Source organism: Streptomyces sp. NBC_01618 (assembly GCF_045209435.1).
GTDB lineage: Bacteria > Actinomycetota > Actinomycetes > Streptomycetales > Streptomycetaceae > Streptomyces.
In genome coordinates, this window is sequence record NZ_CP109297.1 from 7,029,003 (window position 1) to 7,045,087 (window position 16,085).

The window sequence follows — 16,085 nt, forward strand, 5'->3', positions numbered from 1 at the left end:
GGCCTCGGTGGTGCCCGGATACCGGTTCGCACCGGGCGCAAGGCATGCCGACAGGCTGGCGTGAAGTTATGAAGAAGCTGTCAGATCGCTGTGGTCATCGCATCAGATCCGCCCCGCATCGCGTTCTCCGCTGTCCGCACCGCTCCCGCCGCCGCCAGAACCGTTCCTCGACGTGACAGCCGAGGTCCCTCCCGACTCACCCGAGCCATACCCCTCACCCAGCCTCAGCTGCGGAACCGTCCCCGGCCCCGTCCCCGGCCCCGTCCCCGGCCCCGTCCCCGGCCCCGTCCCCGGCCCCGGCCCCGTCCCCGTCCCCGGCTCAGGCCCTGTCCCCGGTCCCAACCCCGCCGCGTCCGTCGGCAGTCGGAGCGTGAACACCGAGCCCTGCCCCTCGACGCTCACCACGCTCACCGATCCGCCGTGCGCCTCGACGAGTTTCCGTACGATCGCCAGGCCCAGACCGCTGCCGCCGGTGCGGCGACTGCGGGACTTCTCGGCGCGCCAGAAACGGTCGAAGACATGCGGCAGATCATCGGCCGAGATGCCGCTGCCGGTATCGGCGACGTCCACGACCACCTCGTCCGCGGACTCGGAGCCGTCCGCACGCAATGAGCCGTACGCACGCAATGTGACAGTTCCACCCGCCAGGGTGTGACGCACCGCGTTGGAGACCAGATTGCCGATGGCCTGATGCAGCCGGACCGGGTCGGCCGTCAGCTCGGGAGAGGGGGAGCCGATCGCCGCCGTGAGAACCGTCAGCGTGACTCCCGCGGTCTCGGCCCGCCCCTGGTGGGCCGCGGCGACCTGGTCCAGCACCTCCTCGATACGTACCGGCTCAGGATGCAGTCGCAACACACCCGCGTCGGCGGCGGCCAGATCCTGGAGGTCGTCGATGATGTGCTGCAGCTGCACGGCCTCCGTGTGGAGCGAGGAGATGAACGCCGGATCGGGCTCCGCGAGACCGTCCTGCGCCGCCTCCAGCCAGCCGCGGATATTGCTCAGCGGGGTGCGCAGTTCATGGGCGACATCGCTGACCATGTCCTTGCGCTGTCCTTCGAGGCGGGCGCGGTGGGCGGCCATGTCGTTGAAGGCCGCGGCGAGTCGCCCGATCTCGTTGTCGTCGGTGACCAGTACGGGCGCCGAGTCCTCCCCGTCCCGCATCCGCTGCGCCGCACCGGTGAGGGCGTGCAGCGGACGTACGAGCCGTGCCCCGGCCAGCACCGTGGCCCCGACGGTGAGTGCCAGGACGAGCGCCGCGGCGCCCGCGATCTTCGCGGTGTTCGCCGGGGAGAGATCGAAGCCGGGCACGGTCGTGCTGCCCTCGTCACTGATGAACAGCAGCGCGGGCGCAGCGACATAGGAACTGAGCTGCTCGCGGCGGGCCGTGCCCACACAGGAGGCGGTGGCCCGGTCGTCGTCGCCGGTGCGGACGCTCGGTACGGGGACGGCAGTCCGGTCCTCGGCAGCCTCGCTCGGCACCGGTTCGGGACGGCCGCCCCAGGACAGGTCCAGATTGAGCACGACGCCCGCGCGGCCCTGACGCTTCAGGCAGGCATTGGCCAACTGGTTGAGCTCCCCGAGCGCCTTGCGCTCGGTCGCTGTCGGGTAGACCAGGTCGTCGGACGCGCACCGGGTGTCCGCCACCCGGCCGGGATCGTTGCCGACGACCTCGATGCGCGGGCGGCCACTCGGATCCTGGACCGCGTCCGCCGCGACCCCGGACCGGCTCAGGCAGGCCACACTCCGCTCGGCGGCACGTTGCAGGGCCGCACGTTCGGCCTTCGGGAGCCGGAACGGACCGACCGCGCGCGGGTCGACGCGGTCGGACGTGGCACCCGCCGCCAGGCCCACCGTCCGGGACAGCGCCGTGTCCACGGACAGCGGATCGACGATCGCCGACGCCTGAGGCGGCAGCGCGGGCGGTGACGGCAGGGTGACGGAATCGGCGAGGGGCCGGCGCTGTTCGGTCGTGAGGGTGATCCGCCGGCCGGACTGCCGCGCCAGGTCACGCACGGTGCTCCCGACACCGTCCCAGGTGGGATGGGCCGCCGCATATCCGAGCAGGGTGTTGTAGATCCGCGCGTCGGCGGTGAGATTCTGCCCCTGCTCCCGCTTGATGGCGCCGGAGGTGGTCTGGACGGCGAGCCAGGCGGTGGCGGCCACCGAACACGCCGCCACCAGAGCCGATACCGCGAGCAGGCGGCCGAACAGGCTCTTGCGGAGCGGCAGTCGGGCCCGCCGCTCACGACGAACGGGCACGTCACCCACCCCGCTACGGCCCTCGCTACGGCCCTCGCTACGACGACGCACGCGATGCGTTCCTGACCGGATCCGTCAGCTTGTACCCCACACCGAAAACGGTGAGCAACCGCACCGGCCGACGCGGTGCGGGCTCGATCTTCTTCCTCAGGTTCATGATGTGCACGTCGACCGTGCGAAAGCTGATGTACCGGTCGAAGCCGTGCAGCTCCTCCAGGAGCCGCTGCCGGGTGAAGACCCGTTCCGGCTCGGCCGCCATGGCGGCGAGAATCCGGAACTCACCGGGCGTGCACTCCACGAACCGGCCCTCGACCGACACCTCGTGCCGGACCGGATCGACCGTCAGCGCGCCCACCGTCAGTACCTGATCCGAGGTGGGATCGACCTCCGCGGCGACTCGCCGGGCGCGACGCAGCAGCGTCCGTACACGCGCCATCAACTCACGTGGGCTGTACGGCTTCGTCACGTAGTCGTCCGCGCCGAGATCCAGGCCCAGCAGCAGATCGTCCTCGGTGCTGCGGGCCGTGAGCATCAGCACCGGCACCTCCCGGTGCTCGGCGCGCAGCACACGTACGACGTCCAGACCGTCGGCCCGCGGCATCATCACGTCGAGCACCAGCAGATCGGGCTCCCGGTGCCGGACCTCGGCGAGGGCCGCGAGGCCGTCCCCGACGACTCTGACCGCGTGCCCCTCGTGTTCGAGGTAGCGGCGTATGAGTTCGGCCTGCTTCTCGTCGTCTTCGGCGACTATGACGTTTGCGCACACGCGGACGATCGTAGATGAGCTCCCGCGGGCGCCCCGCTACACCGCGGACGCCGAGCGGGCCGACCTCCTACCATGGGCGATCCATGACGAGGTCCACGGGCGAGTGCGCACATGCGGACGAGTGCACAGAAGTGGTCGAGGCGGGGAGAACTGTGGAACCAGGAACCGGATACGACGCACGCGACGTCCCGGGCGTGCTGCCCGAAGGGCTCGGCGAGGCGATACGTGCCACCGCCGCGGAGATCGCCGAAGTGCTGCGCGGAGTTGCGGACACGAGTGTTCCGGTGCCCGGCTCGGAGTGGACCGTAGGGCAGGCGGCGGCGCACCTGGCGCAGGCCAACGAGCTGATGGCCGACCTCGCGGCCGGGCAGGAACGCAGCTACGGGGACGGCACGCCGCAGAGCCTGGCCACGGCCAACGAGCGTGCGCTCGCCGCCTTCGAGGAGCGGGACGCCGAACCGCTGGCCGGGTTGATCGCGGCGCACGCGGACGCGTACCTCAAGGCGGTGGACCGGTGCGCGACGGACGAGAACGCGAGCGTGGTCACGCCGTTGGGTCCGATGAGCCGGGCGGTGCTGGGCTCGTACCTGCTGACACACATGCTCGGCCACGGCTACGACCTGGCACGTGCGCTGGGCCGCCCGCACATGATCGACCGCTCCCGCGTCGAGTTGTCGCTGCCCTTCCTGATCACGGCGATGCCCCGGGTGACCGACGCCGACGCCACCGCCCGGCTGACGGCGCGCTACACGATCCGGCTGTGGGGCGGCGGCCGTTTCGGCGTCACGTTCACCGACGGCGCCGTGTCCGTCACCCCGCAGCCGCCCTCGCGCCCCGACTGCGTCATTCTCATCGAACCGGTCACCTTCTTCCTCATGGCACTCGGCCGCTGCAACCCGTGGGGCGCCATGGCCCGCGGCTGTGTCCTCACCTGGGGCCGCAAACCCTGGCTCGCGCCACGGTTCCCCGGGCTGTTCACGGCGCCCTGAGGGGCGGGCGGATCGTCCCGCGTCAACTCCGGACGATCACCATTGCCATGTCCAAGGGATGCCGGCCCCTCTGACGCTAACGTTGATCCGCACGGTGGCAGCGGCGGTGCCGGGGAGGGCGCATCGCGCGGAACACCGGGAACGAGGAGTGCGCGACATGCTGGATCCCACTTCGGTGGCGGCGATTTCGGCGGTACTCGGCGCGGTTGGTTCGGGGATGGCCAACGAGGCCGGCAAATGGGCCTGGGAGTCGACCGGCGGTTTCGTACGGAGAATCGTCGGGCGGGAGGTCCCCGCGCCCGTGGCCCCCGGCGAACGGGACGACGTCGCTCGCATGGTCCACGAACAGATCCGCGCGAACCCACAACTGGCCGCCTCCTGGAGCGCGTTCGCGTCGAGAGTGCACGGCGGCCCCACTCCCGCCCGAGCCACGCAGTCACACCTCCCCGCCTCCATCAGGTTCTTCACGGACCGCAAGGAAGCGATGAAGCAACTCCAGCGCGAGGCATCCCGGCGCGCGGACGGACGGCCCCGGCTCGCCCTGGTGCACGGTCCGGACGGCATGGGTTCCAGCACGCTCGCCGTGCACTTCGGATCCCGGCCGACGCGGCTCTTCCCGGACGGCCAGATCTACGCCGACCTCGGAGGCGGGGGCATCGGGAGCGCGCGCGACTCCGGAACCGTACTGCGCACACTGCTCCGCCAGTTGGGCGTGCGGGACGAAGAGATGCCGCCCGCGACCGACCGGCTCGGCGAGTTCTTCCGGCACTGTGTGGCCGGCCGCAGGCTCCTGGTCGTGCTCGACCACGCGCACTCGGCAGCCCAGGTCCGACCGTTCCTCACGTCGGCGCCCGGGGTGTTCACGATCGTGGTCGCCCGGACCCCGTTCCCCGGTCTCGACGCCGTACGGGTCCCCGTCGGTCCGCTCACCGACCGGGACGCCGTGCGTCTGCTCACCGATATCACCGGCAAATCCACCGTCGCCGCCGCGCGCGCCACACTGCCGTCGCTGCTCGACCGGTGCGGCGGATCGCCGTACGCCCTGCGCGCCGCGGCGGAGCGGCTCTCCGCCCCCACGCTTGCGCCACACAGGGCCGTGGTGAACGGCGACCCGGTCCAAGGAGCGGCGGAGGACAACTACCAACTCCTGACGCCGGAAGCCGGCACGCTGTACCGGCTGATGGCGCTGCGCGGTTGGCCTGCCTTCGACGCCGCGGCGGCGGGACGGACCACCGGACTCGACCCGGCGGTCACGGCCGGGCTCCTGGAGGATCTCGCCGACAGGATGCTCCTGGAGCGCAGCCGGAACGGAAGCGACGACGGGCGCTACCACTACCGCCCCGGAGTCCGCGCACACGCCGAGGCGACAGCGATCCGCGTGGACGGTATCGCGGCCTGCTCAGCAGCCCTGGCCCGCACGCTCCTCGCCTACACGGACCTGGCGGCATCGGCGGCCCACCAGGCACTCCCGGAGAGCTGGCGCGTCCCGGCGCCCTCCGACGATCGGACCGGGCAGGTGTACGAGGACCGGGGCGCCGCCCTCGACGCGCTGCTCACGGAGTCGGGCAATCTGGTCGAGGCCGTTCGCTGCGCCGAGGAGTCCGGTGACCCGGACACCGCCGTACACCTGTGCCGTTCCCTGTGGCCGCTGCAGCTCAAGGCGGGGCATCACGAGATGCTGCTGCCCGCGCTGCGTATCGGAGCACGTCTCGTCGACTCCCGTCTCCCGGGCAGCCTCGACGCCGGAGCGCTGCACGCGCAACTGGCGCACGGTCTCACCGAATTGGGACGCTGGGAGGAAGCGGAGGCGGAGACGCTGGCTGCGGCGCGGGCCGAGGAATCGGCAGGCCACAAGCGAGGCCACGCCTCGGCCGTGGAGTTCCTGGGATTGCTGAGACTGCGTCAGTGGCGTTACCAGGAGGCGTACGAGTCCTTCGAAGGAGCGGGCGACATCCTGAGCACGCTGGGCGCGCACGACGAAGGAGCAGCTGATCTGCCGCGCGCCCAGGCCCTGTTGGAGCGCCACCGCGGACGGGCCCTGCGCGGGCTCGGGCGCGGAGCGGAGGCCCGGGAGAGGCTGGAGACCGCGCTACGCCGATTCCGGGCGAGCGGCGATACGTACAACACGGCCCGGACGCTCACCGATCTGGCGGAGACCTGGCTGGACGGAGGGGACACCGGAGCGGCGCTGCCCCTGATCGACGAGGCGATCACCACACTCGACGGCCAGCGCGCGGAGTACCACCTGACGCATCTGCGGCGCATGCGAGAACGCTGCGTCGCCCCGTAGGCGCCGTTCCCGGCTCCGGCACCTTTGGCACCTACGTCATCCCGGAGGTGCCAGAGGCTCGATGCGTACGTGGTGCAGCCGAGCACCTGTCCGCACGCAGAGCCCGTCGGTCACCACTCGCGCGAGCCGCTGGTCGGGGGCGGCCGCATCATGGCTGCCCGTGGCCAGCCAGGCGTACAGGGCTGAGGCGTACGCGGCGGGATCCACACCGCAGGCGCCCTCCGTGTCGGTCGTGGGCGCCGCCACCACCCGCAGCGGCTCTTCGCCGCGCATCCGGACCACACACGCCGACGGCCCGGTCACGTAGGCCGCGAGGGAACAGCACTGATGGCGGCGGAGCACCTCGGCGGTCCAGAGCGACGGAGACCCGAAGCGCGGATCGTCCGGCGCCCCGTCCCGGAAGATGACGTCGGCGAGATCCAACTGGTCCACGTCGCGGGTGTCTTCGTGCACGGCGACGTGCGATTCACCGTCCCGGTCCCCGTCGCCGCCGCCATCCGCACTCGTCCATGGCGGCGGCCCCGCCCAGCGGCTGAGCGCGATCTCGCCCGGCCCGCGTACCTGCGACAGAACGCGCAGGGGGACGGTGACCGTTCCGGCCTCGTAATCGGGCAGCGGGAGCGGCTTCAAGGAGGCCGGCCGGGCGGGCTCGGGCGCGCCCATCATCGAGTAGAAGAGCCTGCGCAGGCGCTCTGGGGATTCGCCCGGCACGGATGTGGTGAACTCGGCGGGCCCCGGCAACGGCCGGTGACGGGCGATGAGTCGATCGATCTGCGCCGCCAGCGATGCTTGGGGATCGAGCTGCGGCGCCTCCCGCATGAACGTGGAGATCGGCGCATCGGGATCGAGAACGTCGAGCGGCGCGGCGCCCAGCAGTACAGGAGTGCCGAGGGCGGCCGCGTAATAGGTGACGGAACCGTGGTCCCCGATCACCGCATCGGCGGCCAGCAGAGCCTGCCGCCAGCCCTTCAGCGGATCGATCAGCGCCAGCCCGCCGCGCCGCGCGCGATCGAGCCAGGCACGGATCTGACCGGGTCCGTGGCCGTGCCAGATGTTGGGGTGCAGTACGGCGGCGAACCGGTACTCGTCCACGGGGAACTCCGTGGCGACCCGATCCAGCAGTGCAGCGATGACGTCACCACCGCCCTCTTGGCCGTCACCGATCAGCGAATCGGAGTTCCAGGTCGAATTGAGCAGGACGAGCCGCTGCCCCGGCCGCACCCCCAACGCGCGGCGGAAGCGCTCGCGACGGGGCCGCGCGGCGAGCATCCGGTCGAAGCAGGGGTCCCCGGCGAGAACGGCGGTCGGCGCCGCCTCGGGGCAGGCAATGCGCAATCGTTCGTACTGCTCGGGGTGGGAGAGGACGAGCGCGTCCGCGACGGGCACGCCCTGCGACAGAAGCCACTCCGGCGCGAGCCCGAAGACGGGCACGGGCACTGCCCCCGCCCCTGACCCGGTGTCCGGTGTCCGGTGTTGCCAGCCTCTTAGTGTAGCCGACCCCATGCGAAAGGATGGCCAACTTCCCGTCAGGAAAGTCTAGTTGGCCGCCGAAGCTGGCGGAGACGACCAGATCCACCTCCGTCTCGGCCGCCTGCTCGTACGGCACGACCGGCACCCCGGTATCGGCAAGCAACTCTGCCGTGCCGGCCGCGAACGCCGAGGAGCCCGTACAGGTCACCAGAAGCTGGACGCGCCAGTCGTCGTCGAACAGGGGGAGCACATCGAGCAGCCGGGTCGCGGCGGTCACGTTGTGCACGACGACGAGCACGCGCAGGCACTTGCCCCGGGTCGTCCACCGCGCCGCATCGTCCCCCACCGGCACCCGCACCCGCCCGGCCAGCCCGTACGCCATCCGTCCGCACGCCCCTTCATCGGATTCCTCCGTGGATACTCCGCCCTTCAGGGCGGGGAGGAAACGGACTCCTGCGGAGCAGGGTAAGGGGCGGAGTGTCGCCCCCGGGGTGAAAGGCCGTGCTGTGACCCGCAGATTTGATCTTAACTCGCAGCACCGCTAGTTTGTGAGCGTGACCACGAGCCGTGTGAAGCGGGCGTTCAAGTACCGCTTCTATCCGACCGATGCGCAGGCAGCCGAGCTGTCGCGCACGTTCGGTTGCGTGCGGAAGGTCTACAATCTGGCGCTCGCCGCCCGCACGGAGGCATGGGTGCGGCAGGAGCGGGTCAACTACAACGCAACGTCGGCGATGCTGACGGCGTGGAAGAAGACCGAGGAGCTGGCGTTCCTCAACCAGGTCTCGTCGGTGCCGCTCCAGCAGACGCTGCGGCACCTGCAGACCGCGTTCACCAATTTCTTCGGCAAGCGGGCGAAGTACCCGCGCTTCAAGTCGCGGAAGAAGTCGCGGAAGTCGGCGGAGTACACCACCAGCGGGTTCCGCTTCCGTGAGGGGGAGCTGACCCTGGCGAAGATGACCGAACCGCTGGACATCGTGTGGTCCCGGCCGCTCCCCGAGGGGGCGAGGCCGTCCACGGTGACCGTTTCCCAGGACGCGGCGGGACGGTGGTTCGTCTCGTTGCTGTGTGACGACCCGTCCGTCCAGCCCCTCCCCGCCACCGACAGCGCGCTCGGAATCGATGTCGGCCTGGACCACCTGCTGACCCTGTCCACCGGGGAGAAGATCGCCAACCCCCGGCACGAACGGCGGGACCGCGCCCGACTCGCCAAATCTCAGCGGAAACTGTCCCGCAAGGCCAGGGGCGAGGGTGCCAACCGGGCCAGGGCCCGGCGCAAGGTCGCCGAGATCCACGCGAGGATCGCCGACCGTCGCCGTGACCTGCTCCACAAGCTGACCACTCGGCTCGTGCGTGAAAACCAAACGCTCGTGATCGAGGACCTGACCGTGCGCAACATGGTCAAGAACCACACGCTCGCCCGAGCCATCTCGGACGCGAGCTGGAGCGAGTTCCGCTCCATGCTGGAGTACAAGGCCGCCTGGTACGGGCGCGAGGTGATCGCCGTCGACCGATGGTTTCCCTCGTCCAAGCTGTGCTCCGTCTGCGGCACCCTCGCCGAGAAGATGCCGCTGAACGTCCGTACCTGGACGTGCGACTGCGCAGCGACCCACGACCGGGACGTGAACGCGGCGAAGAACCTTCTGGCCGCCGGGCTGGCGGTAACAGTCTGTGGAGCTGGTGTAAGACCTCAACGGAGTTCTCCGGGCGGGCAGTCGGCGACGAAGCAGAAACCCCCACGGCGCGAGCCGTAGGAATCCCCCTCGCTCACGAGGGGGAGGAAGTCAACCAGTCCAGCTCAGCCACGATAGTCAACCAGCGCGACCACCGGGCCGACCATGGGACCGAGCATGGGGCGGACCAGGACGGGGTCCTGTGTGCGGCACGGCAGTCACGGCTGCTCCGCGTTCAGCTCGCCGTCGAGTCCAAGGCGTTGTGGGAGGCGGACGACTCTCGCCTCCGGAGCGAATGGGCAGGCATCGAGTGGCTTTTCGGCCCGGACAGCATGCTGGCCAACTGGCAGGTGGACCGGCAGGGTCACGCCCTTCGCATCCGATGCCGACCGTCCGGAGCCACGCGCATCGTGGAGATCGGAACCCAGTATCCCGACACCCCGGTCGAATGGGTTCCCCTTTCCGCCTGCCGCATGACCTCGTTCGGCATCCAGACTCCGGGCCTCGCTCTCACCCCCGGTGGCCTCGTCCAGCGTGGCAAGGAACCCCGTAGTTCCGCTGCCCCGCGCGGGAAGGCCGACGCCCGTGTGCACCGTCCGGTGCCGTCCGCGCACGCGGCTCAGGCCCGATGGGCCGAGGATGTACGCAGCCACAGGCTCTCCGCGAACTCCGACTTCCGGGTCACGCGCGTCTGATCCGGGACTTCGTCATTCCGAAGAGCCGCGTATGTGCCCGGGACCGGAGTCGGGGCACAGGTCCAGCTGCTGCCCCGTCACTGGATGACTGGCTGCCCGGCCTTCAGCTCCGCCGCCGGATTGCAGGCGCACTCCGTTACGACAGGGGCCGCGTACATCGGAGTGATGTACGCGGCTCCGGCCGCGTCAGAGTCCCCCATGGGGCCGGCCCCTCAGGAAGCCTCCGCGGTTCGAGGGGATTGACGCACCCTGCTCCGCGATGAACGGAGAGCTTCCGCTTGCAGAGGGGCAAGGCCTTGTCAGGGCGCCTCTTCCTGGGTAGGACTGTCCGCGTGGGTGATCACGGAACTCGCGTGTGTTGTCAGGGAGGTCACCTGGTCATGATTGCCGGGTGCGCGGTGGAGGTGACGATCAGGGCGATGACCGTGGGCGTCATCTCGGCGGGACAACCAAGGGCGTTGGGCCGAGCAGCGTTGCAGCGGCAGGTTGCCGACACGATTCCGAGGCCGGCGTGATGTGCCTGTCGACCGGCCGGCCTGCCCTGCTGCCGCCGTGGGTGAGGTTGTCGGCGACCGAGGTGAGATCCCGGCGGAGCCCCTCGAGCGACGGGCGCCTTCGTGACCATGGACGGCGACCACTCCGCTCGCCTCGAAGACGCCGGCCGCAATGGGCTGTTCGGGACCCGAGCCTCGCATGGCGGTTATGCGTCCGGTCGTGGGCCGTGAGGAGCGCGGGCGCACGGACCGGGCCAGGGCTTCATGCCGCGAGAACGCCGCGCTCATTGTGCCCGGGGCGGGCGGTGCGGCGACGCAGCGGTCTGACGGGCATGCCGTGCCGGCCGGACAGAGCGCCGCGGGCCCAGCGGCGGACCACCACCCACAAGATCACGTAAAGCTGCACGATCCCCTGATGCTTGAAGGAAGAAGGAGCCACTCATGAGCGATGCGCAGAACTCCGGGCTGAGTCGACGCCGCGTCCTGGGCGGAGCAGCCGGGCTGGCCGTTGCCGCGGCGGGGCTGCCGTCCGGCACCGCGTTCGCGGCATCGGCGCCGGCCGATGAGGCCCGCTGGCGCAGACACGCTGCCCAGGTGACAATCACGCGGGACGACTGGGGCGTTCCGCACATCGTGGGCAAGGCCGATGCCGACGCGGTGTTCGGGATGATGTACGCCCAGGCGGAGGACGACTTCAACCGGATCGAGCAGAACTACCTCGTCGCCCTGGGTCGTCTTGCCGAGGCCGAGGGCGAGAGCGCGATCTGGCAGGACCTGCGTCAGCGGCTGTTCCTCGACCCCGAGGCGCTGAAGAAGGACTATGCGAAGTGCCCGGCGTGGCTGCGGAAGTTGATGCAGGCCTGGGCGGACGGACTCAACTACTACCTCGCGACACACCCCGATGTGCGTCCACGCGTGCTCGACCGGTTCGAGCCGTGGATGCCGTTGAGCTTCTCGGAGGGCAGCATCGGCGGCGACATCGAGTCGGTGCTGCTCACCCAACTCGAAGCCTTCTACGGCAAGCGGGACGTGCCGATGACCGACGAGGAGCGCGGGCTGGTGCTGCGTGAACCCACCGGCTCGAACGGCATAGCCATCGCGCCGAGCCACACGCGGGACGGCCACGCGCTGCTGCTGATCAACCCGCACACCAGCTTCTTCTTCCGTGCGGAGCAGCATGTGACGAGCGGCGAGGGACTCAATGTCTACGGTGCCGCCACCTGGGGGCAGTTCTTCATCTACCAGGGCTTCAACGCGCACACGGGCTGGATGCACACGACGAGCGGCGTCGACAACATCGACGAGTTCGCCGAGACGATCGTGACGGGGGCCAAAGGAACCCGCTCCTACCGTTACGGCGACGAACTGCGCCCCGTCACCACGAAGACGATCACCTTGTCCTTCCGTACTGCGACCGGCGGGCAGGCCAAGCGCAGCTTCACCACGTTCGCCACACACCACGGCCCGATCGTGCGCGAGGCGGACGGCAAGTGGGTCGCGTGTGCGCTGATGAACAAGCCTGTCGAGGCGCTCAAGCAGAGCTTCCTGCGCACCACGACGCGGGACTACAAGCAGTACTTGAAGGTCGCGGGACTGAAGGCGAACAGCTCGAACAACACACTCTTCGCGGACTCGAAGGGTGATATCGCTTTCCTGATGCCGCAGTTCATGCCGGTGAGAGACGATCGGTTCGACTATCTCAAGCCCGTCGACGGCAGTGATCCGGCGACCGACTGGCGTGGACTGCACAGCCTGGACAGCCTGCCGCAGGCTGTGAACCCGAAGAACGGCTGGGCGTTCAACACCAACAACTGGCCCTGGACCGCCGCCGGCGCGGACAGCCCCGACGCGGCCGACCATCCACGCTACTTCGACCGGTTCGGTGAGAACCCGCGCGGGCCACAGGCGGTCCGGGTGCTGACCGCGCGCGACGACTTCACCCCGCAGACGCTGATCGAGGCCGCGTTCGATCCGTACCTCACCGCCTTTGCGCGGCTGGTGCCGGGGCTCGTCGCCGCGTGGGACCAACTGCCCGAGCACAACGGGCAGAAGGCGAAGCTGGCCGATCCGATCGGCCTGCTTCGCGACTGGGACCACCGGTGGGCCGCGGAGTCGACCGCGACGTCGGTGGCCGTGTTCTGGGGTGAGGACCTGTGGGCGCTCACGTCTAAGGCGGCGGCGGAAGCCGGGATGTCGGTATGGGACTACATGGCCGACCGCGCCACGGACGCGCAGCGGCTCGGGGCACTCGAGACAGCGACACAGCGGCTGCGGCGGGACTTCGGCAGCTGGAAGGTGCCGTGGGGCGAGATCAACCGCTACCAGCGCAACGACGGAGCGATCGTCCAGGAGTTCAGCGACGCCAAGCCGAGCATCCCCGTGCCCTTCACCTCGGCGCGATGGGGCTCCCTCGCCTCGTTCGGAGCCAAGGCCTACCCGGGAACGAAGCGCTACTACGGCACCAGCGGCAACAGTTTCGTGGCGGTGGTGGAGTTCGGGCCGCGACTGCGCGCCTGGGCGGTGACGGCGGGCGGGGTGAGCGGGCATCCCGACTCGCCGCACTTCGACGACCAGGCCGAACGCTACGCGAGCGGCGACCTGCGGCCCGTCTACTTCTATCCCGATGACCTCGAGGGCCATGTGGGGCGGAGGTACCGGCCCGGTAGGTGACCGGTCGCCCGGGAACGGGCGCGATGGGGTGTGCGGTGTGCTCTGCGCAATCGGAGCTGCCCGGCATCGCGGAGTACCCACGAAGGAGTGAGGAGGGCGATAGCGCAATTCGGGTCTCGAAGCCCAGGTTTCGAGACCCGGCGCATGGCGGCACCACACACCCCTGCGCCCCGCACCTATGGCTGCTCACCCCATGGGAAGGTCACCCGCACCGCCCTACCGTGGCGGACTCGAACCACCGAGCCCACCCCCCCCACGGACGGGAGAGCCGCGATGCGCAGAGCAACGAGCACACTGCTCGGCCTGCTTCTCACACTGCTGAGCCTCGGAGCAGCGACCACACCGGCCCACGCCGCCCCACCGGGCTACCTCACCCTCGAAGCCACGTACACCACCGTCGCCAACGGCTGGGACCGCGTCGACCGCTACCTCGACACCACCAGCGGTTTCCACGCCGAGCAGTACCCCCCGGACGGCCGTGGCGACCAGGACGGCCAGCGACGCACCTTCTTCGGCGGCGTCAAGCAGCCCTACTCCGGCCGCTTCCTCCTCTACTCCGCCCCCGGCTGGAACAGCGGCAGTCACCAGACCCCGGTCCTCCTCGTCCACGGCGCCAACGACAACGCCGACCGCGCCTGGGCCAATCCCGGCGAAGCCGGTGGCTACGGCTGCGGGGCCATGTCCTGTCCCAGCACCGGACTCATGCAGTACCTCGCCGCCCGCGGCCACCGCGTCTTCGCCGTCAACTTCGCCCACAAGCAGGGCGACAACCTGATGCAGGCCCAGCAGGTCGGCGACGCCATCGCCGTCATCAAGGACCGGCTCGGCGTCAGCCAGGTCGACCTCGTCGGCTGGAGCAAGGGGGAGATGTCCACCCGGGCCTACGTGTCCTCAGTGCGCCCCACCTGGGGACGCCCCTACGCCGGAGACGTACGCCGCCTCATCACACTCGGCGGCCCCAACGGCGGCTACGACTACCCCTACGCCCACGGCTGGGCCCACGACTTCAGCATCTGGCCCCAGTGCGGCGGCAGTGTCAACGCCCCCTCGCCCCACCTCTACATGACCTGCTACGGCACGTACACCGCCCACCCCGAATTCGCCTTCGCTCCCACCAGCGGCTACGACGTCTACCCCGGACAGCGTCAGATGCTCGCCCGCTGGGACGCCACGTACGGCATCGACACGACCCAACAGGACTGGTACACCACCTACCACGGCGGCCAGGGCTTCTACACCTCCGGCAGCGGCATCCAGACCGCCATCGACGCCGGCTCCCTGATCGCCCCCCTCCACAAGGCAGGCATCCCCGGAACCGTCGCCACCTACCTCCTCGCCGGCGGGTCCCCCAGCGTCCTCGGCATCTACAACGAGAACCGCGGCCCCAGCGACGGCGTGGTCTTCGTCAACAGCGCCCTCGACCGCACCGGCATCGCCAACGTTGCCGCAACCGCCCTCATCTCCACCGCCAACCACCTGCAACTCGGCTGGCACTCCTCCGCCTGCGCCCAGATCGCCACCTGGCTCGGCTGACCCCGCCACTCCCAAGGACGGACCATGACCCCGACCGTACTCCTGCCCGGCATCCACGCCCGACGCATCACCACCCCCCGGCTCACCCTCAACCTCCTCGAAGTCCCCGACCGGACCGGCGAACCCGTCCTCTTCGTCCACGGCAACGTCTCCGCCGCCACCTTCTGGCAGCAGACCATGCTCGACCTGCCCCGCCCCTACCGCCCCCTCGCCGTCGACCTCCGCGGTTTCGGCGACACCGACTCCCTCCCCGTCGACGCCACCCGCGGCGTCCGGGACTACAGCGACGACCTCACCGCCCTCCGCGACGCCCTCTTCCTCGACCGCTTCCACCTCGTCGGCTGGAGCATGGGCGGCGGCATCGCCCTCCAACACCTGCGCGATCACCCCACAGCCGTCCGCAGCCTCACCCTCGTCAACCCCGTCTCCCCGTACGGCTTCGGAGGCACCCACGGCCCGGACGGCCGACTCAACCACCCCGACGGCGCCGGCTCCGGCGCGGGCACCGTCAACCCCGAATTCGTCCAGCGCCTCAAAGACGGCGACCGCAGCGAGAACTCACCACTCTCCCCCCGCGCCGTCCTCGCCTCCAGCTACGTCAAACCGCCGCTCCGCCCCGCACTTGAGGACGCCTTCGTCGACGCCATGCTCTCCACCCGCACGGGAGACGATCACTACCCCGGCGACACCCGCCCCAGCGACCACTGGCCCGGCACCGCCCCCGGCCCTCGAGGTGTCCTCAACGCCATGGCCCCCACCCACTTCCGCATCGACGACCTGCACCGGATCGACCCCAAGCCGCCGATCGGCTGGATCCGCGGCACCGACGACCTCATCGTCTCCGACACCTCCCTCTTCGACCTCGCCCACCTCGGCGCACTCGGCGCCGTCCCCGGCTGGCCCGGCGCCGCGCACTGCCCCGCCCAACCCATGGTCGCCCAGACCCGCCATGCACTCGATCACTACGCCGCCACGGGCGGCACCGTCCGCGAAACCGCCATCCCGGACGCCGGCCACGCCGTCCACATCGACAAACCCAAGGAGTTCACCGCGGCCCTCCTCGACACCCTCACCGCGGGCCGGTGAAGCAGCCCGACCGTGGTCGATGCCAAATAGTGGTCGATGCCAAATACCGGGCCGAGACCCGGTGTTGTCGTGAAGCAAACACTGGACCCGGATCACCGACGGGTGAACCGACCGCCGAGGCAGGGAAGTCGGCCCGTTCGGATCGTGGCGATGCCTGCGCGGT

General features: G+C 70.1%; 12 protein-coding genes. 8 read left to right on the forward strand and 4 right to left on the reverse strand.

From position 1 onward, the window contains the following. Positions 1-102 precede the first annotated feature (102 nt). Both OH735_RS32675 and OH735_RS32680 read right to left on the reverse strand, forming a co-directional pair. Positions 103-2,259: a sensor histidine kinase gene (locus OH735_RS32675; RefSeq protein ID WP_406385256.1), complete on the reverse strand. Its 2,157-nt coding sequence runs from the start codon at positions 2,257-2,259 to the stop codon at positions 103-105. A gap of 37 nt (positions 2,260-2,296) precedes the next feature. Then, positions 2,297-3,025, reverse strand: a complete 729-nt coding sequence (locus tag OH735_RS32680; protein ID WP_406385257.1) for a response regulator transcription factor — start codon at positions 3,023-3,025, stop codon at positions 2,297-2,299. Between the two features lie 83 nt (positions 3,026-3,108). On the opposite strand from OH735_RS32680, the gene OH735_RS32685 reads away from it, so the two are divergent. Further along, a complete protein-coding gene (locus OH735_RS32685) occupies positions 3,109-4,014 on the forward strand; it encodes a maleylpyruvate isomerase family mycothiol-dependent enzyme (protein WP_406385258.1) in 906 nt (301 codons plus the stop codon). A 157-nt stretch (positions 4,015-4,171) separates the two neighbouring features. Continuing rightward, on the forward strand, positions 4,172-6,304 hold the full coding sequence (locus tag OH735_RS32690) for a tetratricopeptide repeat protein (RefSeq protein ID WP_406385259.1): 2,133 nt from the start codon (positions 4,172-4,174) through the stop codon (positions 6,302-6,304). A 36-nt stretch (positions 6,305-6,340) separates the two neighbouring features. On the opposite strand, the gene OH735_RS32695 is transcribed toward OH735_RS32690, so the two are convergent. After that, positions 6,341-7,741: a hypothetical protein gene (locus OH735_RS32695; RefSeq protein ID WP_406385260.1), complete on the reverse strand. Its 1,401-nt coding sequence runs from the start codon at positions 7,739-7,741 to the stop codon at positions 6,341-6,343. A gap of 103 nt (positions 7,742-7,844) precedes the next feature. Here OH735_RS32695 and OH735_RS32700 point away from each other — a divergent pair, with 103 nt between their 5' ends. From OH735_RS32700 to OH735_RS32710, 3 genes are all read left to right on the forward strand, one after another. After that, positions 7,845-8,243 (forward strand): hypothetical protein, encoded by a 399-nt coding sequence (locus OH735_RS32700; protein ID WP_406385261.1) that lies wholly within the window; start codon positions 7,845-7,847, stop codon positions 8,241-8,243. 79 nt (positions 8,244-8,322) lie between these two features. Then, positions 8,323-9,525, forward strand: coding sequence for an RNA-guided endonuclease InsQ/TnpB family protein (locus tag OH735_RS32705; RefSeq protein ID WP_406385262.1), 1,203 nt, complete (start codon positions 8,323-8,325; stop codon positions 9,523-9,525). 329 nt (positions 9,526-9,854) lie between these two features. Beyond that, positions 9,855-10,139, forward strand: coding sequence for a hypothetical protein (locus tag OH735_RS32710; protein ID WP_406385263.1), 285 nt, complete (start codon positions 9,855-9,857; stop codon positions 10,137-10,139). Between the two features lie 77 nt (positions 10,140-10,216). On the opposite strand, the gene OH735_RS32715 is transcribed toward OH735_RS32710, so the two are convergent. Beyond that, a complete protein-coding gene (locus tag OH735_RS32715) occupies positions 10,217-10,339 on the reverse strand; it encodes a hypothetical protein (protein WP_406385264.1) in 123 nt (40 codons plus the stop codon). Between the two features lie 735 nt (positions 10,340-11,074). On the opposite strand from OH735_RS32715, the gene OH735_RS32720 reads away from it, so the two are divergent. The 3 genes from OH735_RS32720 (at position 11,075) to OH735_RS32730 (ending at position 15,922) form a co-directional block, all read left to right on the forward strand. After that, positions 11,075-13,303: a penicillin acylase family protein gene (locus OH735_RS32720; RefSeq protein WP_406385265.1), complete on the forward strand. Its 2,229-nt coding sequence runs from the start codon at positions 11,075-11,077 to the stop codon at positions 13,301-13,303. A gap of 273 nt (positions 13,304-13,576) precedes the next feature. Further along, positions 13,577-14,836, forward strand: a complete 1,260-nt coding sequence (locus tag OH735_RS32725; protein ID WP_406385266.1) for an esterase/lipase family protein — start codon at positions 13,577-13,579, stop codon at positions 14,834-14,836. 24 nt (positions 14,837-14,860) lie between these two features. Then, a complete protein-coding gene (locus OH735_RS32730) occupies positions 14,861-15,922 on the forward strand; it encodes an alpha/beta fold hydrolase (RefSeq protein ID WP_406385267.1) in 1,062 nt (353 codons plus the stop codon). Positions 15,923-16,085 lie beyond the last annotated feature (163 nt).

Excerpts from the sequence above, each read along its gene's own strand:
- OH735_RS32715 (WP_406385264.1), bottom strand. The coding sequence starts at position 10,339 with ATGGGGGACTCTGACGCGGCCGGAGCCGCGTACATCACTCCGATGTAC.
- OH735_RS32690 (WP_406385259.1), top strand. The coding sequence starts at position 4,172 with ATGCTGGATCCCACTTCGGTGGCGGCGATTTCGGCGGTACTCGGCGCG.
- OH735_RS32725 (WP_406385266.1), top strand. The coding sequence starts at position 13,577 with ATGCGCAGAGCAACGAGCACACTGCTCGGCCTGCTTCTCACACTGCTG.
- OH735_RS32730 (WP_406385267.1), top strand. The coding sequence starts at position 14,861 with ATGACCCCGACCGTACTCCTGCCCGGCATCCACGCCCGACGCATCACC.
- OH735_RS32720 (WP_406385265.1), top strand. The coding sequence starts at position 11,075 with ATGAGCGATGCGCAGAACTCCGGGCTGAGTCGACGCCGCGTCCTGGGC.
- OH735_RS32685 (WP_406385258.1), top strand. The coding sequence starts at position 3,109 with ATGACGAGGTCCACGGGCGAGTGCGCACATGCGGACGAGTGCACAGAA.